The sequence below is a fragment of the Gellertiella hungarica genome (assembly GCF_014197145.1).
Lineage (GTDB): Bacteria > Pseudomonadota > Alphaproteobacteria > Rhizobiales > Rhizobiaceae > Gellertiella > Gellertiella hungarica.
In genome coordinates this window covers 44367-71366 of record NZ_JACIEZ010000007.1, presented here as the reverse complement: position 1 = coordinate 71366, position 27000 = coordinate 44367, and the positions used below count along the sequence as shown (strand labels likewise).

General features: G+C 65.2%; 25 protein-coding genes. 8 read left to right on the top strand and 17 right to left on the bottom strand.

The genetic code is table 11. The features are described 5' to 3' along the window. Positions 1–7: 7 nt before the first annotated feature. The 3 genes from GGR23_RS16100 to GGR23_RS16090 all read left to right on the top strand — a co-directional run bounded on the left by GGR23_RS16100 (position 8) and on the right by GGR23_RS16090 (position 4767). Positions 8–2173 carry a methyl-accepting chemotaxis protein gene (locus tag GGR23_RS16100; RefSeq protein ID WP_183367335.1) on the top strand — a complete coding sequence of 722 codons (2166 nt, stop codon included), beginning with the start codon at positions 8–10 and terminating at the stop codon, positions 2171–2173. A 295-nt stretch (positions 2174–2468) separates the two neighbouring features. Next, positions 2469–3971, top strand: coding sequence for a sensor histidine kinase (locus GGR23_RS16095; protein ID WP_183367334.1), 1503 nt, complete (start codon positions 2469–2471; stop codon positions 3969–3971). Between the two features lie 37 nt (positions 3972–4008). Further along, complete coding sequence (locus tag GGR23_RS16090; protein ID WP_183367333.1) at positions 4009–4767, top strand: N-acyl homoserine lactonase family protein; 759 nt, start codon at positions 4009–4011, stop codon at positions 4765–4767. A 12-nt stretch (positions 4768–4779) separates the two neighbouring features. Here GGR23_RS16090 and GGR23_RS16085 read toward each other — a convergent pair whose 3' ends face one another. The 8 genes from GGR23_RS16085 to capB all read right to left on the bottom strand — a co-directional run bounded on the left by GGR23_RS16085 (position 4780) and on the right by capB (position 14203). Then, positions 4780–5529, bottom strand: coding sequence for an SDR family NAD(P)-dependent oxidoreductase (locus tag GGR23_RS16085; RefSeq protein ID WP_210296996.1), 750 nt, complete (start codon positions 5527–5529; stop codon positions 4780–4782). Between the two features lie 139 nt (positions 5530–5668). Continuing rightward, entirely contained in the window at positions 5669–6865 is a 1197-nt protein-coding gene (locus GGR23_RS16080) for an ABC transporter substrate-binding protein (RefSeq protein WP_183367332.1), read from the bottom strand. A 52-nt stretch (positions 6866–6917) separates the two neighbouring features. Beyond that, on the bottom strand, positions 6918–7946 hold the full coding sequence (locus GGR23_RS16075) for a branched-chain amino acid ABC transporter permease (RefSeq protein WP_183367331.1): 1029 nt from the start codon (positions 7944–7946) through the stop codon (positions 6918–6920). A gap of 3 nt (positions 7947–7949) precedes the next feature. After that, positions 7950–8864, bottom strand: a complete 915-nt coding sequence (locus GGR23_RS16070) for a branched-chain amino acid ABC transporter permease (protein WP_183367330.1) — start codon at positions 8862–8864, stop codon at positions 7950–7952. After that, a complete protein-coding gene (locus GGR23_RS16065) occupies positions 8861–9589 on the bottom strand; it encodes an ATP-binding cassette domain-containing protein (RefSeq protein WP_183367329.1) in 729 nt (242 codons plus the stop codon). The genes GGR23_RS16070 and GGR23_RS16065 overlap by 4 nt, the downstream gene beginning before the upstream one ends. Continuing rightward, positions 9586–10329: an ABC transporter ATP-binding protein gene (locus tag GGR23_RS16060; protein ID WP_183367328.1), complete on the bottom strand. Its 744-nt coding sequence runs from the start codon at positions 10327–10329 to the stop codon at positions 9586–9588. Before GGR23_RS16060 ends, GGR23_RS16065 begins: the two co-directional genes overlap by 4 nt. Before the next feature lie 11 nt (positions 10330–10340). After that, positions 10341–12428: a caprolactamase subunit alpha gene (gene capA / locus GGR23_RS16055; RefSeq protein ID WP_183367327.1), complete on the bottom strand. Its 2088-nt coding sequence runs from the start codon at positions 12426–12428 to the stop codon at positions 10341–10343. A gap of 14 nt (positions 12429–12442) precedes the next feature. After that, positions 12443–14203: a caprolactamase subunit beta gene (capB, locus tag GGR23_RS16050; RefSeq protein WP_183367326.1), complete on the bottom strand. Its 1761-nt coding sequence runs from the start codon at positions 14201–14203 to the stop codon at positions 12443–12445. A 182-nt stretch (positions 14204–14385) separates the two neighbouring features. On the opposite strand from capB, the gene GGR23_RS16045 reads away from it, so the two are divergent. After that, on the top strand, positions 14386–15354 hold the full coding sequence (locus GGR23_RS16045) for an AraC-like ligand-binding domain-containing protein (RefSeq protein ID WP_183367325.1): 969 nt from the start codon (positions 14386–14388) through the stop codon (positions 15352–15354). A gap of 83 nt (positions 15355–15437) precedes the next feature. Here GGR23_RS16045 and GGR23_RS16040 read toward each other — a convergent pair whose 3' ends face one another. The 5 genes from GGR23_RS16040 to GGR23_RS16020 are packed head-to-tail and all read right to left on the bottom strand — an operon-like array spanning position 15438 to position 19636. After that, positions 15438–16409: a 5-oxoprolinase subunit C family protein gene (locus tag GGR23_RS16040; protein WP_183367324.1), complete on the bottom strand. Its 972-nt coding sequence runs from the start codon at positions 16407–16409 to the stop codon at positions 15438–15440. Then, positions 16406–17275: a 5-oxoprolinase subunit B family protein gene (locus GGR23_RS16035; RefSeq protein WP_183367323.1), complete on the bottom strand. Its 870-nt coding sequence runs from the start codon at positions 17273–17275 to the stop codon at positions 16406–16408. Before GGR23_RS16035 ends, GGR23_RS16040 begins: the two co-directional genes overlap by 4 nt. Next, the gene (locus GGR23_RS16030) at positions 17272–18657 is read right to left on the bottom strand and encodes an acetyl-CoA carboxylase biotin carboxylase subunit (protein WP_183367322.1); all 1386 of its coding nucleotides are present in this window, start codon (positions 18655–18657) and stop codon (positions 17272–17274) included. Before GGR23_RS16030 ends, GGR23_RS16035 begins: the two co-directional genes overlap by 4 nt. A 4-nt stretch (positions 18658–18661) precedes the next feature. After that, positions 18662–18898: an acetyl-CoA carboxylase gene (locus GGR23_RS16025; protein WP_183367321.1), complete on the bottom strand. Its 237-nt coding sequence runs from the start codon at positions 18896–18898 to the stop codon at positions 18662–18664. A gap of 24 nt (positions 18899–18922) precedes the next feature. Further along, positions 18923–19636 (bottom strand): LamB/YcsF family protein, encoded by a 714-nt coding sequence (locus GGR23_RS16020; RefSeq protein WP_343066693.1) that lies wholly within the window; start codon positions 19634–19636, stop codon positions 18923–18925. 122 nt (positions 19637–19758) lie between these two features. Here GGR23_RS16020 and GGR23_RS16015 point away from each other — a divergent pair, with 122 nt between their 5' ends. Beyond that, complete coding sequence (locus tag GGR23_RS16015) at positions 19759–20670, top strand: LysR family transcriptional regulator (protein ID WP_183367319.1); 912 nt, start codon at positions 19759–19761, stop codon at positions 20668–20670. Positions 20671–20673: 3 nt separating this feature from the next. Here GGR23_RS16015 and GGR23_RS16010 read toward each other — a convergent pair whose 3' ends face one another. Further along, on the bottom strand, positions 20674–21081 hold the full coding sequence (locus GGR23_RS16010) for a nuclear transport factor 2 family protein (protein WP_246365632.1): 408 nt from the start codon (positions 21079–21081) through the stop codon (positions 20674–20676). Positions 21082–21177: 96 nt separating this feature from the next. After that, positions 21178–21513 carry an SMR family transporter gene (locus GGR23_RS16005; protein ID WP_183367318.1) on the bottom strand — a complete coding sequence of 112 codons (336 nt, stop codon included), beginning with the start codon at positions 21511–21513 and terminating at the stop codon, positions 21178–21180. Positions 21514–21742: 229 nt separating this feature from the next. Between GGR23_RS16005 and GGR23_RS16000 the strand changes: the two genes are divergently transcribed. Both GGR23_RS16000 and GGR23_RS15995 read left to right on the top strand, forming a co-directional pair. Continuing rightward, positions 21743–22108 (top strand): hypothetical protein, encoded by a 366-nt coding sequence (locus GGR23_RS16000; RefSeq protein WP_183367442.1) that lies wholly within the window; start codon positions 21743–21745, stop codon positions 22106–22108. A 341-nt stretch (positions 22109–22449) separates the two neighbouring features. After that, entirely contained in the window at positions 22450–22923 is a 474-nt protein-coding gene (locus GGR23_RS15995; RefSeq protein ID WP_183367317.1) for a chemotaxis protein CheW, read from the top strand. Between the two features lie 16 nt (positions 22924–22939). On the opposite strand, the gene GGR23_RS15990 is transcribed toward GGR23_RS15995, so the two are convergent. Next, positions 22940–24133 carry a GGDEF domain-containing protein gene (locus GGR23_RS15990; protein WP_183367316.1) on the bottom strand — a complete coding sequence of 398 codons (1194 nt, stop codon included), beginning with the start codon at positions 24131–24133 and terminating at the stop codon, positions 22940–22942. 474 nt (positions 24134–24607) lie between these two features. Between GGR23_RS15990 and GGR23_RS15985 the strand changes: the two genes are divergently transcribed. Next, complete coding sequence (locus GGR23_RS15985) at positions 24608–26455, top strand: methyl-accepting chemotaxis protein (protein ID WP_183367315.1); 1848 nt, start codon at positions 24608–24610, stop codon at positions 26453–26455. Here the strand turns inward: GGR23_RS15985 and GGR23_RS15980 are convergent. After that, the gene (locus GGR23_RS15980; RefSeq protein ID WP_183367314.1) at positions 26452–26985 is read right to left on the bottom strand and encodes a dihydrofolate reductase family protein; all 534 of its coding nucleotides are present in this window, start codon (positions 26983–26985) and stop codon (positions 26452–26454) included. The two genes, GGR23_RS15985 and GGR23_RS15980, sit on opposite strands and share 4 nt — an antisense overlap. Positions 26986–27000 lie beyond the last annotated feature (15 nt).

Below are 27000 nucleotides of genomic sequence, written 5' to 3'. Positions count from 1 at the left end.
GCCCCCCATGTCCAGACTGTCCCTGCAAACGCTTCTCTATCTGATCGCCGCAGCGCCGCTGCTCGCCTTCCTCTGGCTGGGTGGGGATGCCATCCTCACGGCCTATCGCCAGTATGCGCTGCTCGAGCGCCAGGCGGTCGTCCAGCAACTCGCGGAGGCCGGGCGCAACATCGCCCAGGCTCTGCCGGCGGAAGGCTTTGCCACGCCGGAAACGCGCCCGGCGCAGCGCGAGGCCACCGACAAGGCACTTCAGGCGCTTTACGACGCCTTCGACGCCTGGAAGGCCGAGGGCCACAGGGACCCCACCATCGAGGCGGATCTCTCCGTCATCCGCGAGCGGCTCGGCCATCTGCCCACCTATCGCGGCCATGTGGACGCGACGGGGGTTTCCGACCTCCGGGAGGCGCTGACGATCCTTCAGCCGGCCTCTGCCGCCGGTCTCGATCTCGTGCGCCGGTCCGCCGCCACCATCGACGACCTCGATCTTTCCCGCCTGATCGACGGCTATCATGCGCTGCTGCAGATCGGCGATGCCGGCCTGATCGAACTCGACTACGGTCACCGGTTCCTGAACGGCGAGGCGCTCGCACCGGAGGATCTCGCCTTCGTGCTGCATGCGAAGAACCTGCGCGGCATCTACGGACCCAAGGTTCAGGAATATCTGCCGCCGGAGCTGGCGGCCAAGGTGGCCGATTTCCAGGCTTCCGGCGACGGAGCCTTCCTCGCCGCGACGCTGGCCGGCGTCTATGCCAACAAGCCCGGTGCCAGCGATCCCGCCGCCGTGGGCAAGTGGGACAAGGCCGCAGGCGCCCAGATCCAGCTGATCGCGAAGACGGTGGACGAAACCTCCGCCGCGCTTGGCGGCCGCATGGCCGAGCGCATCGCCGCACTCGAATGGCAGCTGAAATCCAGCATCATCGGCACCACCGTCGTGTTCCTCGGTGCACTCGTGCTCTGCCTCCTGACCGCGCGCACCGTGGCCGGCACCATCCGCTCCATCTGCCGGCGCATGCTCGACCTCGCCGATGGCGAAACCCGCGCGCCGGTGCCCTTCACCGACCGCAAGGACCTGATCGGCGAAATGGCGCGCTGCGTGGATATCTTCCGTGCCGCCGCCATCCGCAACCGGGAGCTGGAGACCGAGGCGGAGGAAAACCGCGTCCAGCAGGAAAACGAGCGGCGGCGCATCGAGGCAGAGGCTGCCGAGCAGGCCGAGCTTCGCCTGCAGGCCGCCACGCGCTCGCTGGCTTCCGGCCTGAACCGGCTGGCCTCCGGCGATCTCCTCTGCGAGATCGAGGAAGCCTTTGCACCGCAATTCGAGGCGCTCCGCCACGATTTCAACCAGTCGGTCAGAAGCCTGCGCGCCGCCCTTTCCCAGGTGGAGCAGACCGTGCGGGTCGTGCACAGCGGCAGCGCGGAGATTTCCGCCGCCTCCAGCAACCTCGCCCGCCGCACCGAATCCCAGGCAGCCTCCCTCGAGGAGACGGCGGCTTCGCTCGAGGAGATCAGCGCCAACGTCCAGACCACCTCCAGCCGCACCTCCGAGGTCCGCGATCTCGTCAGCGAAACCCGCGACAGCGCCAAGCGCTTCATGGGCGTTGCGGACGATGCCATCAACGCCATGCAGGCGATCGAGAATTCCTCGCGCCAGATCAACCAGATCATCGCGGTGATCGACGAAATCGCCTTCCAGACCAACCTTTTGGCGCTGAACGCCGGCGTCGAGGCGGCACGGGCGGGCGAGGCGGGCAAGGGCTTCGCGGTGGTCGCGCAGGAAGTGCGCGAGCTTGCCCAGCGCGCCGCCAAGGCCGCCAAGGAGATCAAGACGCTGATCACCAGCTCCCAGGAGCGCGTGGTCGACGGCGTCAAGCTGGTCGGCACCACCGGACAGGGGCTCGTTGCCATCGCCGATCTGGTGCGCTCGATCCATGAGCACATGGATGCGATCGCGCTGTCCGCCAACGAGCAGGCAGGCGGCCTGAACCAGGTCAACAAGACCGTCAACATGATGGACCAGGCCACCCAGAGCAATGCGGCCATGGTGCAGGAGATGAACGCCTCTGCCGCCTGCCTGGTGCAGGAGGCAGACAGCCTCTCGGCCATGCTTCAGCGCTTCAGCACGGGCGTGGCGGCTTCGGTTCCGGCAGGCCGCCAGGCCTATCGTGCGGCCTGAGCCTGTTTATCCACATCTGCGACCTGCAATGCCGGCGGACTGGAGAGTCCGCCGGCGTTTTGCCACGGCAGGCCACCTCCGAAGATAGTGTCAGTGCCCTGGTTCGCCTGTAATTTTCAATTCCAGATAGCGACATTCCGGGTTCTCCGCAGCAATATCCATATGCCGCTATGCATCGTTGAATTTGTTGGCTAGTGTCCCCCCGGTTGTTCTCGCTTCGCAGCGATGGACGGGAGGCAGGATGGTCGGTTTCAGGATTTGGCACGCTGAACCGCGTGCCCTGGATCTGCTGCGGATGGGCAGCACCGCGCTTGCGGTGGCTGGCTGCATCCTTTGGGGAAGCTGGGCCTATGTCGACCAGAAGAAGCTTGCCGTCGACAAGGCGAACGAGAACGTCACCCTCGTCCAGCAGTATACGCACCGGCTGATCCAGACGCAGACCACGGTGCAGAGAGCGGTGAAGGTGCGCGCCGCCGCGGAAACCGATCCCGCCTTTCTCGCAAGCCGCACCTTTCACGATTTTCTGGCGGGCGTCGAACAGGGGCAGGGCTTCACCAACGGCATTGCCGTCGTTTCCCTCGATGGATCGGTCATCGCCTCGAGCCGCAGCTTTCCGGTCCGCGCCCGCTTCGGAAAGCGCGATTATCTTGCAGCGATTGCCGGAGGTGCCACCTTCTATCTCGACCGCATCCGGCTGGAGCCCGGCGGGCAGGATTCGATGATCATCGTCACCCCGTTCAACCACCGGGATTTCAAGGGGGCCATCGCCTCGGCGATCGCGGTGGAATCGATCCGCAGCTTCCTGAAGACGGTTGCGGCCGGAGAGGGGGAGGCAGCCTCGCTTCTGCGCGAGGACGGGAAGCTGATGGTGCGGCAGATCCCCTCGGATCCGATCATGCTCGACCCCTCCACGCCGGCGCGGGTTGCCGTGCGCAACGGCACATCCGGCGTCTACGAGGCAAAGGCCGTCTCCGACGGAACCCCGCGCATCTATGCCTTCGCCCGCGTCAGCGACGATATTCCCGTCTATGCCAATGTCGGCATTCCGAAAAGCGCGGTGACACGGGCCTGGCTGCGGCGGTCCGTGCCGGTCTGGCTGCTGCTGATTTCGGGCGGCCTGTTCTCCTCCTTCCTTGCGGGCGTGATCCGCCGGAGCCAGAAGGAGAGCGCGTTGCGCGAAGAGCAGGTGCGCCTGCGCGAGGAGGCAGAACGCCGCGCCGAAGCCCAGGCGCAGTTCATGCGCGAACTCAATCACCGCGTGAAGAACAACCTTGCCCTCGTCGACAGTCTCATCTCCATGCAGATGCGCAAGAAGGGCCATGTGGATGCGGAGGAGCTGCGCTCGCGCCTGCGCGCCATCACCGATGTCCACGACCTGCTCTACAAGGCCGCCAACGGCTACCGGATCGATCTCGGCGAACTGGTGGAGCAGCTCTGCGAGAGCCCGGCCATCGTGCCGCGGGAGCGTGACATCCGCGTGGAATGCGCGGTGACGCCGGGGCTGCCCATCGACGCCACCAAGGCGACCCCGCTGGCGATGATCCTCGTCGAACTGCTCACCAATGCGGTCAAGCACGCCTTTACGGGGCGGTCATCGGGACGCATCCGGGTGGAACTCGGCCTTGAGGACGGCAAGGCGCGTCTGCTGATCGCCGATGACGGCGTTGGCCTCAGCGAGAAGCGGGAACGCAACTCCGGGCTGCGGATCGTCGCCGGGCTTGCCCAGCAGCTGGACGGCACGATCACGTCCGAGACAGGTTCGGGCACGACCCATATCCTTATCTTCCCGGTGTCGTGAGAAACACGGGCAACAGCAACGGGAAAGGGCGGGGAAGATGGCCATTCCAGTCGAACCGACGGACCGCGTGACGCGGCTCTACATCCTGGATTTCGGTCTCTTCCGGGTCCATTCGGGCAACCGGGTGATCGGCATCTGCGGCTATCTGATCCGGACGGCGGCCGGCCGGAACATCCTGGTGGATACGGGCTTTCCCGCAAAATACCACCGCGACGCGCGGGCGGCGACGCTGGAAGACCGCCTCGACAGCTTCGGCGAGATCGTCTCCCTCACGGACGAGAACGGACTTCGCCAGCAGCTTGAACGGGCGGGGCTGTCGCCTGCGGATGTCGACTGCCTGATCCTCACCCACACCCATATCGACCATGTGGGTGGCATCGGCGATTTCCCCCACGCGCCGCTTGTTGTCGGCAGGGCGGAGCGGGCCTGCCCGAGGCCGCTCTACTGGCAGGGGGCCCAGCCGCTCGAATGGCCCGATGTGGCAACGATCCCCGTGGAGGGCGATCTCGACATCTGCCAGGGCCTCCGGCTCCTGTCCACGCCGGGGCACAGTCCCGGCCATCTCTCGCTTCTCGTCACGCTGCCGGAGAGCGGCCCGATCCTTCTCACGGCGGATGCCATCTCCCGCCCGGCGGAGATCGACGAGCGCTTCGCCGGCTTCTGGGACGAGGCGCAGGCAATGGCGAGTGCAGAACGGCTGCTGGAACTCGCCGGCGCCTGCGGCGCGACCGTCATCTACGGCCACTGGCCGGAGCAATGGCCGACGCTCAGGAAGGCGCCCGCCTTCTACGGCTGAGAAGGCTTCGCCTCAGCGCACGTCGCGCCCCTGGTTGAGGATGATGACATTGCCGCTCGCGATGTCGCCCGCCGGCGAGACGAGGAAACCCACCCAGGCCGCCACTTCCTCCGGCCGCATCGCATGGCCGTGGGGCATGGCGGCAATCGCCTTCTCCAGCACGTCGACGGTCAGCACGTCGAACAGCGGCGTCTCGGTCATGGCCGGCGCAATCGAGTTGACGGCGATCTTCTCGCGCGCATAGCGCCGGGCGAGATCCTTGGTGAGCGTGTCCATCGCCGCCTTGCTGGCCCGGTAGTGGGGCGGATCGAAGACGTCGAAATTATAGGCCCCGTTGGAGGAGATGTTGACGATCTTCTTCACGCCCTTGCGGGTCAGCATGCGCCGGACCGCCTGTTGCGAGCAATGGAAGGCGCTTCCGAAATTCACTGCCATCTGCTTCTCGAATTCCTCGGCGGGAATACCGGGAAAATCGCTCATGAAGCACGTGCCCGCATTGTTGACGAGGATGTCGAGGCCGCCGAAGGTCTCGTCGATGCGCTCGAAGGCGCCGGCGATTGCCGCGGGGTCGGTGAGGTCGCAGACCAGCGGCAGGAAGGCCGGAGAGACGGGCAGGGCGGAGAGCGCCTTCTCGAGCGCGGCGAGGCCGGTGCCGCTGATATCGATGGCGACGATGTCGCATCCCTGGCCTGCCAGTTGAAGGACGATCGCGCGGCCCATGCCTCCTGCCGCGCCGGTAACGACGGCCACCCGGTTCATCATGCTCGCTCTCCCTTGTTGCGGAGGGGAGAGTAAACAGGCGCGGGCGCAGAGTGGCAAGCCCGAAAGGCCATGGGGCGGGGGAACCCCGGAAACGGTGACAGCCGCCCGCAAGGGGCGGCTGTCTGCTCGGGAGGGGGACTTACTTCGAGACGAGGTAGTCCACGGGAATGGCTTCGGAAATGGTCCATTCGTCGATGACGCGCGGCTTGCCCTTGTCGGTTTCGACGATCAGGTAGCGGCCGCGGTTCTGGTGGTGGATCTCGGACGAGAAGGAGCGCGGCCCGAAGAGGGTCGGTTCGTCCTTCATCTTCTCGAGTTCGGCGACGACCGCATCCGCATCGGTGGACTTGGCGCGCTCGACGGCCTTCGCCCAGACGTCGATCATCACGTAGCCGGGATAGACATACTGGCTCGACGGATCGGCGCCGGTGACTTCCTTGTACTTGGCGTTGAAGGCGGTCACGTCCTTGTTCGGGTCGTCGCCGTAGATCGAGCCCTGCACCGGGGTGAAGAAGTTCGACAGGTCAGGAACGGCGCTCAGCCAGTAGGAGCCGTCGACGCCCGAGCCGTTGAGGATCGGCGCGGTGATGCCGGCGGCGCGGATCTGCTTGATGGCCGAGACGACGCCCGGCATCATCGAGCAGAGCATGATCGCATCGGGCTGCTCCGGCAGGCTCTTGATGCGGGTGATCTGGGCGGCGATCGAGGCATCCTCGTTCTTGAAGGTGTCCTCGCCGACGAGCTTGGCGTCCTTCAGGCGCGGCAGCATCCAGTCGAAGCCGTCGCAGATGCCCTTGTTGTACTCGGTCCAGGTGTCGAGCAGGCGGTAGAACTTGCGGGCATTCTTCTTGTTGTAGGCCCATTCGGCCATGGTCGCGCCCTGCACGGGTGCGAGAACCGAGGCGGAGAAGGAGTGCGGACCGACCCCCTGGATGCCGGCCTTGATGGATTCGGCGCAGAGGAAGAAGGAGATCTTGCCGGCGCTTTCGGCGGCAAGCGCTGCCGGCGAGCCGAAGTCGTAGTCGCAGGAGACGACGACGAGATCGGCGCCCTTGTCGATCACCTCGAGGCCGGCCTTGGCGCCTTCGGCGCGGTCGGTCTTGGTGTCGGCGGTCACCACCTCGATCTGCTTGCCAAGCAGGCCGCCGGCCTTGTTGATTTCGTCGATCTTGATCATCGCGGCATCCTGCGCCGGCTTGTCGTAAGCCTGCATGAAGCCCGAAGCCGCAGTGGCGAAGCCCACCACGATCTTGTCGTCATCCGCATGCGCGAGCGTTGCGGACAGCACGAGGCCGGAGACGGCCATTCCCATTCCCAGTTTATGCCAGAGTGTCATGTTCTTCTCCTTTGGTTCCCTTTTTTCTCCGGGTTGAGGCCCGGAAACCTTTTCACGCCTTGCGGAATCCTTTCCAGCCGACCTCCCGGTTGCCGATGAGCCCTGCGGGCCGGCGCATCAGGATCACGATCATGATGACCCCGATGGCGATCTCCTGGACGCCGTTCGGGATGGTCAGCACCGTGTCGCCGAGCGCGACGCCCTTTTCGAAGAGGCGCAGGATCTGGATGATGGTGGACAGAAGCACCACGCCGATCACCGCGCCCGACAGGCTTCCCATGCCGCCGACGACGAGCATGGAAAGCGAGATGAAGGTGAGGCCAAGATAGAAGGTGTCGGGCGTGACGACGCCCACCGAATGGGCATAGAGCGCGCCGCCGCCGCCCATCACGAAGGCGGAGATGACGAAGGCTCTGAGCCGCTCCTTCGGGATGTCGACGCCGGAGGCCGCCGCAGCCGTCGCCTCGTCGCGGGCGGCGCGAAGCGCCAGCCCCGAGCGCGAGATCGAATAGGCATAGCCGATGGCAACAGCAACGAGGGTCGCGACGAAATAGGGCCAGATCGACCGGTTGATCGGAATGCCGACCACGGAGGAGGTGGCGCCCGTCACGTCTTCCCAGTTCGAATAGATCTGGTTTATGAGCGCGAGCATGGCGAAGGTGGCGATGGAGGCAGCGATGCCGGAGAGCCGCATCAGGATCTTGCCGAAGAAGAAGGCGATCAGCGCCGCGAAGATCGCCGCCGCCGGGACGCCCACCCAGAAGGGCAGCTTTGCCTCGAGCACGAAGCCCGGCAGGCCCGGCAGCGCCATCTTCTTCATCGGCGGCGGAATGGTCAGCCAGGCGGTCATGTAGGCGCCGAGGCAGGTGAAGCCGATATGCCCGAAGCTGATCACGCCCGAATTGCCGATGAAGATGTAGAGCCCGACGACGAGGATGACCCGGATGAAGATGTCGATGATCGTCTGGTTGAAGGGCCCCGAGCCCATCAGCAGGGCGAGAAGCGCGATCGCGGTCAGAAGCAGGCCGAGAATGACGGGCGTCGCGATGGTGCGGGAGAGGATGGAAGCGCGTTCAGCCATGGGTCACACCCTCTGCTTTGCGGATTTCGGCATGAAGATGCCGTTCGGTCGCCAGATCAGCGTCGCGATCACGGCGGCATAGACGAAGGCATCGCGGAAGGGCCGGGCCTCGGGCGGCAGCACCACCTGCATGACGGTGGCGATGGCCCCGATGAGGAAGCCCGCGAAGACGGCGCCCGGCAGCGAGCCGAGCCCGCCGATGACGGTGGCGATGAAGGCGATCAGCATGATGTTGCCGCCCATCTGGATGTCGGCGGTTCCCGTCTGTGTGACGAGGATGAGGGCAACGGCCGCCGCCAGCATGCCCGACAGCGCAAAGGCCAGCATGATCACCCGGTTCGCCCGGACGCCCAGCATGCGGGCCATGGTGAAATTTTCCGCCGCCGCCCGCATTTCCAGCCCGAAGCGGGTGCGCTTCAGGAAGAAGGTGAGCGCGATCAGGATCGCAATCGCCGTCACGATGGTGATGACCTGGAGGAGCGGAATGCGCGCGCCGAGGATCTCCACCGGCAGGCCGAGATTGGACCAGAGGTCGATGCTCTTCGGGCGGCTGGAATAGAGCATCAGCAGGAAGTAGCGGATGACGAAGCCGAGCGCGAAGGAGGCGATCATCATGGTCGCCGGATTGGTGTTGCGGAAGCGCCGGAAGACGATGATCTCCGACAGCACCGAAAGACCCGCCCCGACCGCGAGGATGAAGGGGATGAGCAGCCAGGCCGGCAGGTTGCCGGCAAAGACGATGGCCGCCGCATCCACCGAGGGCCAGAGCATGGCGAAGACGCAGAAGGCCATCGTGTCGCCATGGGCGAAATTGACGAGGCGCATCACCCCGAAGATGAGCGCGATGCCGAGCGCGCCGAGCGCATAGAGGCTGCCGAGGCTGAGCGCATCGAAAACGACCTGGAGGATCTCTGTCATTTGCCGTGCTCCCCATATCCGAAATAGGCCTGCTTCAGGGCGTCGCTGGAGGCGAGTTCGCGCGCATCGCCTTCGAGCGCCACTTCGCCGGAGCGCATCAGGATCATCCGCCCGCCGGTGAGCTTGGCGCGGGTGGCGCTCTGCTCGACGATCAGGAGGGTGAGGCCGATCGTGTCGCGCAGCTTCACGAGCGTCTGGTAGACGTCGTCGATCACCTTGGGCGCAAGCCCGAGCGAGGGTTCGTCGATGGCGATGAGCTTCGGCCCGGCCATGAGCGCCCGCCCGATCACGAGCATCTGCTGCTGTCCGCCCGAGAGCGCGCCTGCATGCTGGTGCCTGCGGCTCAACAGCACCGGGAAGATCGAATAGACCATCTCGAGGTCGCGGGCCGCCTGGTCGCGGTCGGCGCGCATGCCGATGCCGAGTCTCAGGTTTTCCTCGATGGTGAGCGAACCGAAGACCTCGCGACCCTCGGGCACCATGGAAAAGCCCATGCGGGCGATATCCTCCGGGCTGCGGCCCGAGATGGTTTCGCCCCTGAAGGCAATCGAGCCGCCGACGGGTTTCACGACGCCTGCAATGGCCTTCATGAGCGTGGATTTGCCGGCGCCGTTCGGGCCGGTGACGAAGAGGATCTCGCCCTCGTTGAGGGTGAGAGAGGCGCCGCGCAGCGCGGTGAGGCGGCCATAGCGGACGGTGATGTCGTTGACGGAAAGCAGGGTCACAGGATCTCTCCTTCCGCATCGGCCTGGGTGCCCATATAGGCGTGGCGCACCTTCTCGCTGGCCTTGATGGCGTCAGGGGTGCCGAATTCGATGATTTCGCCGCTGTCGAGCACGTAGATCGAATGGCAGGTCTTCAGCACCAGCCCGATATTGTGCTCGATGAGCAGCACGCCGCATTTCACCTCGTCCGTGATGCGGTGGATGAGGCGGGAAAGCTCGTCCGCTTCCTCCGCCGACATGCCGGCGGCGGGTTCGTCGAGCAGCAGGAAGGCCGGTTCGAGCATCAGCGCCCGGCCGATCGCCACGCGTCGCTCGTCCGTATAGGGAAGGCCGCCGGCCAGCCGGTCGGAAAGCGCGGAAATGCCGATCCAGTCGAGGAGCGCATCCGCCTTCAGCGAGGCTTCCCGGCGGGAAAGGCCGAGGCCGACGCCGGTCACTTCGAGATTTTCATGCACCGTCAGGTCGGCAAAGAGCCGGCCCGACTGGAAGGTGCGGGCAATGCCGGTCTGCCGGACGCGATGCGCCGGCAGACCGCTGATATCGAGCCCATCGAGCATCACGCGGCCCATGGACGGCTTCTGAAAGCCGGTGAGGACATTGACGCAGGTGGTCTTGCCCGCACCATTGGGTCCGATCAGGCCCGTCACCCGACCGGCGGGTATTTCCAGCGTGACATTCGAAAGGGCCCGCAAGCCCTCGAAGGCCACTGAAACCATATCTGCCGCGAGTTTCTGAGCCATTGGTCCCCTTCTTAACGATCGCGCGTGATGAGGTAGGAGTTGGTGGGATCGAGAACGGCGGTCCAGCCGGGCTCGATGACGATGGTCGTGGTGACTTCCTCGATGATCGCCGGGCCCTTGATGGGTTCGCCGGTGCCGATCCGGTCGCCGTCATAGACGGGGGTCCTCGTCGCGATGCCCGAGGCATCGAAGATCGCGTCGCGGTGATCCTTGATCGCCCCGCCTGCTGCACCCGCCTTCGGCTTTTCGGGAAGCTTGGGCTTCTCGATCCGGCCATAAAGGGTGGATTCGATGTTCACCACCTCGACCGGATTGTGCGGCTCGGCATAGGTGTAGAGTTCCTTGTGCCGGCGGTGGAAGGCTTCCTTCACCCGCTCGATCGAGGTGGCATCGATGTCGAAGGTGTCGATGTCGACGGTGCATTCATGCACCTGGCCGACATAGCGCATCTCCAGCGACCGGCGGATCTCGATGGTCTCGTCCGTGAAGCCGTCGGAGACGAGATGGGCGCGGCCCTCCTTCTCCAGCTGCTTGTAGAGATCGTCGACCCGCTTGTAGGCGGCGTCGTTGTCGAGACGCACCGGGGCGGTGGCCATGTAGTTGTACTTCACGTCCGAGATGATCTGGCCGAAGGCGCAGAGACCGGAGGCAAGCTTCGGCAGGATGATCGTGTCGATGCCGATCTCGCGGGCAAGCGCCGTGATATGGGCTGCGGTCGCCCCGCCGGCGCCGACCAGCACGAAGTCGCGCGGATCGTAGCCGCGCTCCACCGACACGCGGCGGATGCCGTTCACCATGTTGTTGTTGACGATGGTGTACATGCCGTAGGCCGCGCGCTCGACCGAAATGCCGAGCGGATCGGCCACCTTGCGCACCGCAGCCCGTGCCTTCTCGATGTCGAGCGGCAGCTTGCCGCCGAGCAGGCCGTCGGGCGAGAGATAGCCGAGCACCAGATTGGCGTCCGACGTGGTCGGTTCCGTGCCGCCCTGCCCGTAGCAGGCGGGGCCCGGCTCCGAACCTGCCGATTGCGGGCCCATCTGGATGATGCCGAGCGGATCGATCCAGCCGATGGAACCGCCGCCGGCACCGAGCGTCTCCACCTGGATCATCGGCACGCCGATGCGGTAACGCAGGAAGTCGATGTTCTTGTTGAGGTTCGTCTGCCCGTCCTTGGTCAGCGTGATGTCGAAGGAGGTGCCGCCCATGTCGACCGTGATGACGCTCTTCTTGCCGAAGGGCGCGGAGACATAGAGACCCGCCTGCGGCGCGGATGCCGGACCGGAATTGATCGCGTAGACCGAGCGGTCGGTGAGCACCTGGCCGATGGCAAGCCCGCCATTCGACTGGAAGTAGCGCACCGGCTGGGCGGCTCCGAGCTCGCGGAAATAGGCATCCACCGCCTTGACGTAGCGGCGCATGACGGGGGCGAGATAGGCATTCACCACGGCGGTGGAGGTGCGGGTATATTCGCGCACCTGCGGGTAGAGTTCCGAGCCGACGGTGATGATCGCGTCGGGCATCATTTCCCGGACGATCTCGGCGGCGCGGCGCTCATGCGCCGGGTTCAGCACCGACCAGACGAAGGAGATGGCAACGGTCTCGATGCCCTCCTTCAGGAAGAGCTCGCAGGCCGCCCGCACGTCTTCCTCGTGCATCGGCGTGCGCACCGAGCCATCCGAAAGCACGCGCTCGCGCACGCCCTTGCGGAGATAGCGCGGCACCAGCATGGTCGCTGCCGGATATTCCGGATCGTAGCGGTAGCCGTCTTCCTTGTGGCCGTTGCGGATCTCGATGGAGTCCTCGTGGCCGGCGGTGGCGATGAGGCCGGTCTTGCCGCCCCGGTGGGTGATCAGCGCATTGAGCCCGACCGTGGTGCCGTTGATGCAGAGGTCGCTGTTCGAGACGAGCTCGGTCGGCGAGACGCCGATGGCCTCGTGGATGAGCTTCAGGCCGTTCTGGATCGCGCGGGTCGGGTCCGTCGGCGTCGAAAGCGCCTTGAACAGCTTGGTTTCGCCCGTCTGGCGGTCTGCCACGACGAAGTCGGTGAAGGTGCCGCCGGCGTCGATCCCGAGGCGATAACGATTCTTGATGGAGGTCATGATCCTTGCTCCTTTCACGCTGCCGACCGGAGGGCCTGCGTTGCCGCCTGGTCCACGGTGAGGGTTTCGGGGTCGGTGATCACGACGCCATAGTCGCGGCGGGCGCCTTCGATGGAAACGAGCCCGTTCTTGACGTCCCAGAGGACCTTTTCGATGGGCCGTTCATGCGGATTGCCGTAGCCGCCTCCGCCGGGGTTCATGTTGGTGACCGTCTCGCCGGGCTTGATCGTCTCCATGATGTTGGTGCGGCGCACTTCCGTCTCGCCGCCACGGTTGAGTTCGACACGGCCGACCTTGGTGTCGATGTCGGTGGAATAGGCGCCCGCGGCACCCATGGCCGGAATGCGCCGGCCTTCGCCGAAGCCGATGCAGAGCATGTCGCCGTCGAGCGGCTCCACCTCCCAGGCCGTGCCGGATCCGCCGCGGAACTTGCCCGCGCCGCCACTGTCGGCCATCAGCGAATAGCGGTGGATGATGATCGGGTAGGAATATTCCAGAAGCTCCACGTCACCGGAGGTCAGCGCGCCGAAGCAGCATTCCGGGCCGACCGCGTGCCAGCCGTCCTGTTCGGGGGTCGCGCCGCCGCCGGAAATGATGGTGGCAAGCACCATGGTCACGTATTCCTCGTTGGTGCGCTTGTCCCAGCCGGCGATGTTGAGGCCGTTGGCATGGCCCCAGGAGGCGGCGACCTTGGAGGGCATGGCCTTTTCGAAGGCGAGCCGCACCGCATCGGTCAGCGTTTCCATCGGCGTCGTGGTGCAGTTCATGTGGGGCGCGGGTTCCTGCGCGTTGCAGATCGTTCCCTTCGGGCCGAAATCGATCGAGACGCAGCGATAGAGCCCCTCGTTGTAGGGCGGCGGCAGCGCCGCGAACATCATCAGGCCGAGATAGACGCCCGAATGGGAATTGCCCTCGTAGGAATTGATGAAATAGGGGATCTGCGGCGGGCTGGAGATGGCGATATGGCAATTGTCGCCGGTGATGGTGACGGTCGCCTTGATCTCGAAATCGCCGAAGCCATGGCCGGCATCTTCCAGGATCGCCGAGCCCTCGTAGGTGCCGTCGGGCACGGTGCGCATCATGTCGCGCATGTGCTTCTCGGCCATGTCAAGCAGTTCGTCGATGCAGGCATCGACGGTTTCCTTGCCGTATTTGTCGAGCAGCGCGATGAGGTTGCGCTCGCCCACCTGGCAGGCGCCGATCAGCGCGTTGAAATCGCCTTCCTGGTCGCGGCGGGCGCGCATGTTGGTGTAGATGAAGTTCAGCACGTCGTTGCGCGGAACGCCCTTGTCCCAGATCTTCACCGGGGGAATGCGCAGGCATTCGGCATAGATTTCCTTGGCGTTCGGGTTGTAGCCCGCCGGAACCGGCCCGCCGATATCGGTGAGATGCCCCTTGCAGACGGTCCAGTAGACCAGCTCGCCCTTATAGAAGACCGGCTTGTACATGCAGGTATCGATGGCATGGCTGCCGCCGAAGGCCGGGTCGTTGTGGAGGATGAGATCGCCCTCGTGGATGTCGCCCTCGAAGAATTTCGCGACCGCCTTCATCGCCGGGATCAGCGACCCCAGGTGGATCGGAATGTCCTGCCCCTGCAGGATCATCTCCGGCCGGCCGTTGAACAGCGCGGTCGAATAGTCGTGCGCCAGGTTGAACACCGAGGAACGGGCCGTCTTTTCGAGAGACAGCGTCATTTCGCGCTGGGTTGTCTCCAGAACGCCGCGCACCACGGAGAGCGTGATCGGATCGACTTTCGGTTTGTGGACTTCTTTCATGGCTCCCTCATTTCCGGGCCGGCGCCTGCCGCCCTCTCGATTGAGGAAAGCCTAAGGCCGCTTTTGCCGAGCGGTCTTTGCATCCGGCGCACCAAGCCTTGTCTTTTGGTGCAGCCCCGGAAAATTTTGCTGGACGAAGGGACCCGTCCTCCCCTTTCATAAGAAAAAAAGGGGAACCAAAAATGAAATCCATGATCACGACCGCGGAAACCCCGCGGCACGACCGAAGCCGTCATTGGCATGAGGCCATCGCCAGCGCCTATTTCCCGCTGGACCTGACCTTCGCTCAGGCCGACAACTTCACCGGCGACCTGATGATCTGGGAGCTCGGCGATGTCTCCCTTTCGCGCCTCGCCTCGGCGGCGCTGCAATATCGCCGCCTGCCGAAGCATCTGAAGGCGGAGCGCGACGAGCATTTCCTCATCACCATCCCGATCCGCAGCCAGGTGAACTTCAGCCAGTGCGGCAAGGAGGTCTATTGCCAGCCGGGCGGCTTCTTCCTCGAGCGCAGCCACGAACCTTACGAGTTCTGGCACGACGATTTTGCCGATCTCTGGGTGATGAAGGTCCAGTCGCAGGAGCTCGCCAGCCAGATCCGCCAGCCGGACCGCTTCTGCTCCATGCAGTTCAATGCGGCCGAAGGCGCGGGCGGCCTCTTTTCCGACATGCTGCAGCTGATCCCGGGCCGCTTCAACGCCATGACGCCGGAAGTGCGCCAGGCGGTCGGCAAGCAGCTGATCGATCTTCTGGTGCTGTCGCTGAAGGCGGACGAGCGCACGCTCACCTCGGGCAGCTCTTCCGTGCGCGCGGCGCATCTGACGCGGATCGAGGCCTATGTGCGGCGCAACCTCCACAACCCCGATCTCGACCCGGACACGATTGCGCGCGCCTGCGGCATGTCCACACGCTACCTGCACGAACTCTTCCGGGATACGAACCAGACGCTCGGCAGCTGGGTGCGCGACCAGCGGCTGACCGCATGCCGCATCGCGCTCGCGGATGTTTCCAACCGCCAGACGGTCGCGGAAATCGCCTATCGCTTCGGCTTCAGTGACCATGCCCAGTTCTCGCGTGCGTTCAAGGCGCACTTCAACGTGACGCCCAAGGAATTCCGGGATCAGGCACGGGAACGCCATCGCGCAGCAAACTGACTGCGCGGTCGGATCGCTGTTCCCCCGTCGCCCCCCGGCGATTGCGGGCCGTGCCCCGGTGGGGCACGGCCCTTTCTCATGGGTCAGGCCAGAGCCTGCCGGATGCGGTCGATCAGGCGTGCCCGGTCGTTGCGGGCAAGCAGCGCCTGTTCCATCGTGACCTCGACGAAGCGTGCCGGCGTGTGCGGCTGCAGCTGGCCGATCAGGTCCATGTCCGCCGAAATCACCGCGCCGACCATGAAATAGCCGCCGCCGGAAACCGCATCCCGGTGCAGCACGATCGGCTCGGTGCCGCTCGGCACCTGGATCGAACCGTAGGGATAGCAGGCATCGACGATGTTGGAGGGATCGGAGCCCGCGCCGAAGGGCGGCTCGCGCGGCACGAATTCGAGCGGCTTGCCGCCCTTGAACCGGTAGCCGATGCGGTCGGCCTCCGGCGCCACCTTCCAGGTATCCTCGAGGAACTGCCTGCCTGCCGCTTCGGTGATGCGGTGCCAGTAGAGGCCCGGCAGCATCCTCAGTTCGGCTGGCGCGCCCGGCGACCGGCGCAGTTCCCCGGCCACTGTCCGGCCTTCCGCGGCACCCCTGCCCGCGCCGACCGGCAGCACGTCGCCGGATGCGAGTTTCCGCCCCTCGAAGCCGCCAAGCGCGCCCAGCGTATAGGTGGAGCGGGAGCCGAGCACGACCGGCACATCGATGCCGCCCGAGATCGCGATATAGGCGCGCGCGCCCTTCTTCAGGAAGGCGAAGGAAAGCACGTCGCCCTTCTTCACGGCGAGTGAGGTCCAGGTGGCCTTTTCCTCGCCATTCACCTTCGGCGGCAGTTCCGCCCCGGTCACGGCAACCGTCGCATCCTGAAGAAACTCGATTTCCGGGCCCATGAAGACCACTTCGAGCAGCGCCGCTTCCTCCGGATTGCCGACGAGGAGGTTCGCCGCCCGCGCGGCAAGCCGGTCCATCGCGCCGGAAAGCGGGATGCCGATATGGTAATAGCCCGGCCGGCCGAGGTCCTGAACGGTGGTGGAAAGGCCGGGAGAGATGATCCTGATGCTCATTTCAGCGCCCCCATCAGCTTGGCGTTGTAGCCGTCCATGTCCGCCTTGAATTCGTCCAGCGAGAAGGTCACGTCCCGCATCACGGGCGCGAACCTGCCCGCATCCACGTCCGCGACCGTCGCGTCATATTCATCGCGGTTGATGGGCTTCCAGCGCACGATGTCGCCGGGCCGGAACAGGCACATGAAATCCTGGAGATACTTGATCTTCTGGTTCGGATCGTAGATCGGCATGGGCGTGATGCCGAACATCTGGTAGCCGCCGGCACCGCGCACGGAATAGATGCAGCCGAAGCAGCCGCCATGGCCGACGGTGAGCCGCGGCGTGTCTGTGCGGGGGCGCAGGTATTTCGGAGACTGGATCTGCCGCTTTCGGTCCACCATCTGGTAGAGGAAGGGCAGGCCCGCCACGAAACCGACCATGGAGACGAACCAGGGTGCCCCCGAATGGGCCTTGATGAAGCCGTCGACCCCGTCGAGATTGTTGATCCGGGCGGTGTATTCGATGTCGGTGGAGGTTGGGCCCTGATGCCTTTCGCGGAAGCGCATCAGCGTCTCGTGGGTCCAGGGATCGTTGTAGAAGACGGGGATCTCGATGATGCGCGTCCTGATGGTCGAGGGCGCTTTGGCCGCGGTCGCCTCGATCGCCTGCAATTCCTTCAGCATGGCGTCCGGCGCGATGACATCGGGATTGAACTTGATCTGGAAGGAGGCATTGGCCGGACAGATTTCCGTGACGCCCCGGATCTTCGCCTCCTTCACCGCCGTGGTGATGGAAAGCGATTTGAAGAAGGCTTCGAGCGACATTTCCTCATCGCATTCGACGAAGATGTGCTCGTCGCCTCCGAAGGAGTAGCGAGTCTTCATGAACCTGTTCCCTCTTGTTCTTGCAGTTCCTGCTGGTGGTGCTCGAGCCAGGGCTCCAGCCACCGCGTATGCACATTGCCGGCGCGCACGTCGGGATCGTCGGCAAGGCGGGCGAAAAGCGGCTTCGTGGTCTTCAGCCCCTTGACCTCCAGTTCGCCGAGCGCGCGCTTCAGCCGTTCGATGGCGCCGTGGCGGGTCTCGTCCCAGACGATCAGCTTGCCGAGCAGCGAGTCGTAGAAGGGCGGCACCGTGTAGCCCTGGTAGAGCATGGTGTCGAAGCGGGTGCCCGCACCCCCCGGCACCGTCAGCGCCGTGATCATGCCGGGGCCCGGCTGGAAGCTCTTCGCCGGATCCTCCGCATTGATGCGCACCTCGATCGCGGCACCCTTGGCCACCACATCGGACTGCCGGTAGGCAAGCCGCGCGCCGCCGGCGATGCGGATCATCTCGCGCACCAGATCGATGCCCGTGATCATTTCGGTGACGGGGTGCTCCACCTGGATGCGGGTGTTCATCTCGATGAAGTAGAATTCGCCGGACGCGTCGTCGTAGAGGTATTCGATCGTGCCGGCGCCGCGATATTTCACCGCCCGGGCAAGGGCGACGGCGGAGGCGCAGAGCCTTTCGCGGACGGAAGCGGGAAGTGTGGCGGCGGGCGCCTCCTCCCACACCTTCTGCCGGCGCCGCTGCAGCGAGCATTCCCGCTCGTAGCAATGGATCGCATCCTCGCCATCGGCGAGCACCTGCACCTCGATATGGCGCGCGCGCTCGATGACCTTCTCCACATAAAGCCCGCCATCGCCGAAGGCAGCCTTCGCCTCGGCGCTCGCCTGCGCCATCAGCGTCTCGAATTCTTCCGGATCTGCGGCAATGCGGATGCCGCGCCCGCCACCGCCGGCAGCGGCCTTGATCATCAGCGGAAAGCCTATTCTCGCCGCGACCGCACGCGCCTCTTCCGGGCTGTCGATCCGGCCGTCGGAACCGGGCACGCAGGGCACGCCCGCGGCAATCGCCGCCATGCGCGCCATGGCCTTGTCGCCCATGGTGCGGATCTGGTCTCCGGTCGGGCCGACGAAGACGAGGCCGGCGGCCTCCACCGCATCGGCAAAGCCGGCATTTTCGGCGAGGAAACCGTAGCCCGGATGGATCGCATCCGCGCCGGTATCGGCGGCGGCCTTCAGGATCGCCTCGATGTTGAGATAGGATTTGGCCGCGTGCGGCGGGCCGATGTTGACGGCCTCGTCGGCCATCTTCACGGCCAGCATGTCCTTGTCGGCAGCGCTGTAGACCTGAACGGTGGCGATGCCGAGTTCACGCGCCGCGCGGATGATGCGGACGGCGATTTCCCCGCGATTGGCGACGAGCAGCTTGCGGATGGCCATGGGCTCAACCCAGCTCGGCGAGCGGCTGGCCGGCCATGACCGGCTCCTCGTCATCGGCGAGGAAGGCGGTGATCGTGCCGGCCTCCTCGGCCTTCACCTCGTTGAAGCTCTTCATCACCTCGATGAGGCCGATGACATCGCCGACCGCGACCGGATCGCCGACATTCTTGTAGGCGGGCGCATCGGGCGAGGGCTTCCGGTAGAAGGTGCCGGGGAGTGGCGAGAGAAGGTGCTTGGACATTGGTGGACCCCTTTTATGATTGTCTCAGTGGCCGAGCGCGCCGCGGACGGCGGTTGCGATCTCGACCGCGTTCGGCGTGTCGGAATGGACGCAGATCGTATCTGCCTTGACCTCGATATCCACGCCGCCGACGCTTTTCACCAGTCCTTCCGTCACGGCACGGCGACAGATCGCGGCAGCTTTTTCCGGATCCTTCGCCTCGTGCTCGCGGGTGATGATCAGGCCGCCCTGGTCGTTGTAGTCGAGATCGGCATAGAATTCGGCGATGAAGGTGTGGCCGCGCTCGGTATAGATCGTCTCGTGCAGCGTGTTGATCATGCCGAGAAGCGGCACCCGGAAGACATCCGCCGCATCGCAGATCGCATGCGCCACATCCTCAATGCGCGCGGCCATGCCATAGAGCGAGCCATGCGGCTTGATGTGGTTGAGGGTGAGCCCTTCCGCTTCCAGAAAGCCCTTCAGCGCGCCGACCTGATAGATGATGCAGTTGGCGAGTTCCTCGCGGCCGATCTTCATCTCGCGGCGGCCGAAGCCCTGCAGATCGGGAAGCGAGGGATGGGCGCCGACCTTCACGCCATGCTTCTTGGCCAGCTTCACGGTCGAGCGCATGTGGTTGAAATCGGAGGCGTGGAAGCCGCAGGCGACATTGGCAATATCGATCAGCGGCATCAGGCCTTCGTCATCGCCCATCCGGTAAAGGCCGAAAGCTTCGCCCATGTCGCAATTGAGTGTTGCCACAGTCATCCTCCGCAGATTTTTCGGTTCCCGGCCGGTTTTTCCCGGCTTTTGGTGGACCTTGCCGCAGGCGGGAAACATTGTAAAATACGAAGAAGTGATCCCTCGTATCAAAAAATCAGATAATGCCTCTGTCGATCAAACAGGTCCGCTACTTCATTGCAACCGCAGATTCCGGGCAGGTTTCGCAGGCCGCGATCCTGCTCAATGTCTCGCAGTCGGCGGTGACGACCGCCATCAAGCAGCTGGAGGACACGCTGGGCGTGAACCTCTTCCGCCGGCTCGCTTCCGGTGTGGTGCTGACGGCCGAGGGATCGCGGTTTCTCACCCATGCGCGCAACGTGATGGCGGCGGTGAATGCAGCCGAGCGCGCGCCGCTCAACGAGGAAACCGCCCTTTCGGGCGTGGTGCGGGTGGGCGTCACCTACACGGTTCTCGGCTACTTCCTGCCGCGGCTTTATGCCCGCTTTGCGCGAACCTATCCGAAGATCCGGGTGGAGCTGCAGGAGCTGCCGCGCAATCTTCTGGAAGAGCGGCTGAACGATGGCACGCTAGACATGGCGGTGATGCTGGTCTCGAACCTGCGCGACAAGACGCATCTGGCCTTCGAGACGCTGCTCCGCTCGCGCCGCCGTCTCTGGCTGCCTGCCGAGCACCCGCTGCTCTCGGTCGAGACGATCACCCTCGAGGACGTGGCGCGCGAGCCCTACGTGATGCTGACGGTGGACGAGGCGAGCGAGACGGCGGGCCGCTACTGGCAGCAGGCTGGGCTGGAGCCGAAGGTGATCTTCACCACCTCCTCGGTGGAAGCGGTGCGCAGCTTCGTGGCCGATGGCATCGGCATCACCATCCTCTCGGACATGGTCTATCGCCCCTGGTCGCTGGAAGGGCAGCGGATCGAGCTGCGCAACGTGGTGGCCGAAATCCCCACCATGGACGTGGGCGTGGCCTGGAACCGCGGCAAGCCGCAAGCGCCCGCAACCCGCACCTTCACGGAGTTCCTGAGCCTGTCCTTCGGCGGGGGCCAGCCGCTCTGACCCTCAATCGGCCAGAAGTTCGAAATCCCAGACCTTGGAGACGATCTTCCAGCTGCCGTTCGCCTTCACGAGCGTGAGCTCGTCGGTGAAGAACCGGGTGAAGAAGCGCTCCTGCACCCGGACATGCGCGGTGACCGGCGTCGGCACGTCGATCGACAGGATGCGCTCGAGCCGGGGCGCGGAAACCGCTGCGGGGGCCTGCCGGTTGGCGACGATCTCCAGATAGGCGGGGAGGTCGATGACGGTCACGGTTTCTGCACCCGCCGGTTGATCCTTCGCGACCGTGTAGAGCCGGGCATCGGGATGGAAGATGGCGGCAAAGAGGGCGGTATCGCCCTCGTAGAGCGCCCTGAAATAATCTGCCATCACGCCTGCGATGGCCTCCATCTCCGCTCCGTTCGACATCCGCATCCGCCCTTTCCGTCCTCCGCTGCAGGCGCCGAGACTTTCAGTTTTCGAAGGAAAGCGCAACGGCCAATGCGGCGGAAGGTGCACCCGGTCCGGTGCTCAGTGGCTGACGGAGCGGGAAAAGACATTGATCACGATGACCCCGGCAAGGATCAGGCCGAGGCCGAGAACGGCAGCCAGATCAAGAGCTTCGCCATACCAGAGCCAGGCGATCGCGGTGATGAGGACGATGCCCATGCCGGACCAGATGGCATAGACGATGCCGGCGGGCATCACCCGCATCGGGAAGGACAGGAGCCAGAAGGCCGCCGCATAGCCGACGATGGCGATCAGGCTGGGCACTAGGCGCGTGAAGCTTTCGGAGCGGGCAACGGCAGTGGTCGCAATGACTTCCGTGACGATGGCGAGAAGCAGAATGAGGTAGGTCCGGGCCATGATCGTCCTGCCGCTGTGATGGATGGCGCCTGTTTTACCACACCTTGTGAACGGATGCAAATCGCGGAAGCGACATCCGCTGTCCGATCCGGCGCTGCACGCACTGCGGGTAGGGCGACGCTTTCCCGCCCGGGACCCCGTCTGCAGGACCCGATTGATTCCGGTGGCCGAGAGGGTAAGCTGCCTCTCAGGCCGATCAACGAGCCTGGGAGGAATGCTGATGCGAAGGATGTGGCCCGAGGACCTGGATTTCGTGCTGGAGAAGGCCGAGGAGGTGACGCTGGAAATCCCGCTTGCGCTTCGCGACGAGGCCGCTCACCGCGGTTCGATCCACCGCAAGGCGCTGAGGGTCCGGCTGCCCGAAGAGACCTGCGCGCGCCTGTGGCCGCTGGCGGAGGCTCGCTACCGGCTCAGTGGCCGCAACACCGGCAAGGCCATCACCCTGATCGCCAACAATCCCCATTATCACAACCTCCACCCCGCCGATGGCGGCAGCGAGGAGAATGTCTCCGATAGCGGCAAGCACTACACCACCCGCTATCTCGTCGTGCACTTCCTGCTGGACGACGTGCGCGAGACCGCCGACAGCGCCTGAGCACCCGGCCTCAACCGGACAGCACGGAACGACGGGCCTCTTCCGGGACGGGAGAGGCCCGCCCACCGGCGAGCCTGGATCGCCCCACCGGGCCGGAAGGATGGATAAGGGCAGGGGCCGCTTCCCGTTCGCGACAGTCCTCAGGCGCCGTTACGGGTGGCGGGGCGGCAAATCTCCGCCCGGGCCCTGCGGCGACGGCAATTTCGCCAGATGCATAAACATCCAGCGATCCGTTTAGCGAACCATAAATGGTTGTTTCCTCATTATCATGCGACCGCAGGACGCAAGGACTGGATGCGTTCCGGACATGCGGTGCAGGATGACAAGGGGAGACACGAAGAATGAGTGATGCCAAGGCTTCGGGTAGCGGTCCGCTGGAACTGCTGGTCGTGATCCTCAAGGGCCAGGAATTCGGCATTCGCACCCACGCCATCAGGGAAATCCGCGGATGGACGCCGGTCACGCCGATGCCGCGCGCGCCCGCCGAAATGCTGGGCATCAGCAATCTGCGCGGAACCGCCATTCCGATCATCGATCTGTCGGTGAAGCTCGGCATGCCGGCCGTCGAGGTAACGGAACGCAGCGCCATCGTCGTCGCCGAGATCAACGGTGCGATCGTGGGGCTGCTGGTGGACGGGGTTTCGGGCATGATGTCGGTGCCGGCCGACGCATTGCAGCCGGTTCCGGCGGCAACAAGCGTCTATGCCCGCTATGCCGACGGCATCATTCCCACGGAAACCGCGCTGATCTGCTTCCTCAACCTGTCCCAGCTCTTCGAGGGGAATGGCGAGGACTACATGGCCGCCGCCGCCTGACAGGCTCGCCCGGCGCCTAGCGGGCGAGAACCGCCACATCTGCCACGCCATCGGTGGCCGCACTGCTGCCGGAGCCGGGAGAGCCGGCGCAAACCACGCGGTTTCGCCCGGCATTCTTGGCGCGGTAGAGCGCCTCGTCCGCCCGGTCTATGGCCGCTCCAAGCCCCGGGACGCCAGAGCCGATTGCCGCCACGCCGAAACTCGCGGTCACGCCGTCCGGCATGCCGGTCGCGCCCCAATCCGCCACCTCGATGGCGCGCCGGGCACCCTCCGCGATCTCGACCGCCTCGCCCGTCGTCACGCCCGGAACGAGCAGGATGAATTCCTCCCCGCCGACCCTTGCGATGTGACTGCGGCCATCCCTTTGGGATACCAGTATCCGTGCCACATCCATGATGACCCGGTCTCCGACGCCGTGGCCGTAACGGTCGTTGATCCGCTTGAAGTGATCGATGTCGCAGACGATGACCGCGCCCGGCGCTTCGCCGGCATCCGCGATCGAACCCATCACCCCCTCCAGCCCGCGACGGTTGAGAAGCCCGGTGAGGGGATCGGTGAGCGCTGCGCGCCGGTGCTGATCCGCCACCCGGGCCAGCATCGCGGTAATCGCCGAGAAGGGAAAGAAGAGGCAGAGGGTGATCGTCGAAACATGCACCTCAAGATTGTAGGCGGAATGCAGAAAATCGGAAAGGCTATCGCTCGACCGGTCGACGAAGGTGAAGAACAGGCCGCGGGACAGGCAATCGAACACCACAAGCCAGCTGGCGATCATGAAGGCGCGGTCGGCGGTGTTGCGCGCCTCGCGCCGCACCGCCCACAGGGCCACCGACAGAAGCGCTGCAAACACCATCTCGATGGCAAAGAGATCCCAGCGCAGGCTCTCGTTGATGAAGACGAAATAGACATGCGGCACCATGAAGCCGAGTGCCAGGGTCCGCCGGATCCGGCGCAGGCGCTGCTGGCCGAAATGCACGAGCAGGGCGCCGCCATAGCAATAGGCCGCACCCGTATAGATGATTCCGGACACGAACTCGTCGAACACGGGATCGATCGGAAAGGCCGAGAGCGCGAAACCAGCCCCGGTCTGCGCAAAGCCAGCCGCCCATTGCCAGGACGAGGACAGGCCCATCCGCCAGAGCAGCAGAAAAACGAGGGCGATGACCGTGTAGATTGTCACGGGCAGGTAGAAGATGATGGTGCTTGCATCCATGGGGGCGGGGACTTTGCGCTTCGCTGACCCGGCCGATCACATCCTGCCAGTCCGCTTTCTGACCGTGCGGATCATCCACACGATATAAGTACAATCTGTGCGATAAAAGTTTACGGAGACTTGCCGTTTACAGCGCGATTAATCTCGCTTCCGGCGGCACTTGCCGCGGTTGCCGGGGCCGGCGGGTGAGGCATCGCAAGATCCCCGCGTCCGGGACGCACAGCGCTGCCCCATCCTCGAGATCCCGACGGGCGCAGACGCGGCTGACCGGTCTTCTTCTTCACGCGGCGCTCAAAATTTGACCTGGCGCAAAGAATGCCGGGTCGCGGTGGGTTACGGTGTTCTCCGGTCACTGGTTCCGGTTGCTGCAGGCAAGCCTGCCTCTCCCTGGCCCTTGCCAGGCACGGATGTTCCGTGTCCGTGCCCTGAGCATGATGCTCCCCGTCGCTCTCACCCCGATCCGGAGCCGCTTTCATGCGTCATGTGCCGATTACCGGAAAATTCCTTGCCATCATGGGTGCCTTCGGCATCCTTTCCATTGCCACCACCCTCTATTCCGGAAGATCGATGCTCGGCATCGACCGCAGCTATACGGCGCTGGTGACCGAGGCCGACAAGGGCGCGCTCTATCTCGCCCGGTCGAACCGCTGGCTTCAGGCCGGCCGGGCCGCGCTCGGAGACCTCCTGATCGCCGACAGCGCCGAGCGCAAGGCCGCCGCGGCGAAGGAATATGCCCAGAGCCGGACCACCTTTTCCGAATACATGGACATTTCCATTGCCGCCCTGCCGGAGCATCGGGACCTTCCGGGCCTGAAGGCCAAGGGCTTGCAGGTGCTGGAAACGGCCTGCGCGCCGGCGATGGAGGCCGCCCGGTCCGCGACGGATGGCGCCGCGAACGCTGCGGCACAGGCGCTCTTCCTGAAGGACTGCCAGCCGAAATTCGCGGAGATATCGCCGGAGATCACCGCGGCCACCTCCGCCGTCGTCGAGGCGGCAGCGGCTGAAGCCCGGGTGATCGGCGACGAGACGAGCCGCACCATCCTGGTTACCCTGGCCGTGGTGCTGGCAGGCCTGCTGGCGGTGGTCGTCGGCGGCTATCTTGCGGTCCGCTCCTGGATCGTTGCCCCCATCCGCGCCCTGTCGGCCACCATGTCCGGCCTCGCGGAGGGCAACCTGGCGCTTGGCGTCGACGGTACCGGTCGGCGCGACGAGATCGGCGACATGGCCCGTGCGGTCGGCGTCTTCAAGCGGAACGGCCTCGAGGCCCGGACCGCAGCCCAGGCCGCGCAGGAAGCCCGGGAGGCAAGCGATCTCGAACGGGACCGCGGCGCCGAGCGGGAGCGGCTGCGCGCCCGGGAGATGGCGTCTGCCACCTCGGGCCTTGCAGCGGGCCTGAAGCACCTGTCTGCGGGCGATCTCACCTTCCGCATCACCGAGGCTTTCGCCGCAGATTTCGAGGGTCTGCGGACGGATTTCAACGCGGCGCTCGACCAGCTATCCCGCACCATCGTCGATGTTTCCGAGGCCACGGGCGCGATCGACACCGGGTCGCGCGAGATCAGCCAGAGCGCCCAGGATCTCTCCCGGCGCACGGACGAAGCCCGCGCCATGGCCGCCGAGGCGAACAGCTCCGCCCGCCAGTCCGGCGAGGTGGTGGCGAATGCGGTGGATGCGATGCACCGCATCGAGCAATCCTCGACGCAGATTTCCAACATCATCGGCGTGATCGACGAGATCGCCTTCCAGACGAACCTGCTGGCGCTGAATGCCGGGGTCGAGGCCGCGCGCGCCGGTGAGGCCGGCAAGGGCTTTGCCGTTGTCGCCCAGGAGGTGAGGGAACTCGCCCAGCGTTCGGCACAGGCGGCCAAGGAGATCAAGGCGCTGATCCACACATCGGCCGCCGAGGTGGGCAACGGGGTGAAGCTGGTGCGCGAAACCGGGGAGGCGCTGAAGGTGATCGAAGCCCATGTGGTGACCATCAACACGCAGCTCGACGCCATCGCCACCTCCGCGCGGGAACAGGCAACCGGCCTTGCCGAGGTAAACACGGCCGTCAACCAGATGGACCAGGTCACGCAGCAGAACGCCGCGATGGTCGAGGAATCGACGGCGGCCAGCGCCGCCCTGGCGGCCGAAGCCCTGCGGATGCAGGCTCTGGTGGCCCAGTTCCGCGTGGCTGAGAAGGATGCGCCTGCCTACCGGCGGCAAGCGGCCGCAGCCCCGGTCCCCGCCGGCTCGCCCGCGCGGCAGATGATGACCCGCGTGGCCCGCGCCATGGGTGGAGCAACGGCCGAGAAGATCGACAGCTGGGAGGAGTTCTAGGAGGAACCCAACCGGTAGTGCAGCCGCACGCATCCCCGGTCGAGGGGCCGCGCGTCGAGAAGCGTGAGGCTCTCCCGGTGGCCGGAAAGCGGAAACAGGGGGCGGCCACTGCCCAGAAGCTCGGGCATCACGTAGATCTCGAGCTCGTCGAGCGCGCCCCTTTCGATGAAGGCCATCTGCAACTGCCCGCCGCCCAGCATCCAGACATCCCCGTCGTCGAGCGCCCGCAGCTCCGCAAGCAGCGCATCGACATCGCTTCTCGTCTCGAGGGGGCCGGGCGGATCGTCGATCGGGCGCGAGGTCACGACGATGACGCGCTGCGCGGAATAGGGCCAGGGGTGCCCTTCCTGCGCCAGGAAATCATAGGTGCCGCGCCCCATGACCACCGTCCTGATGCGCCCGAGGAAGAGATTGTAATCATAGGGACCGAGATCCATGCCGTCATAGGCAAAGAGCCAGTCGAGGCTGTTGTCGCCGGACACGATGAGGCCATCCAGACTGGAGGCGATATAGCCGAGAATACGTGCCATTGCCGGTTCTCCCTT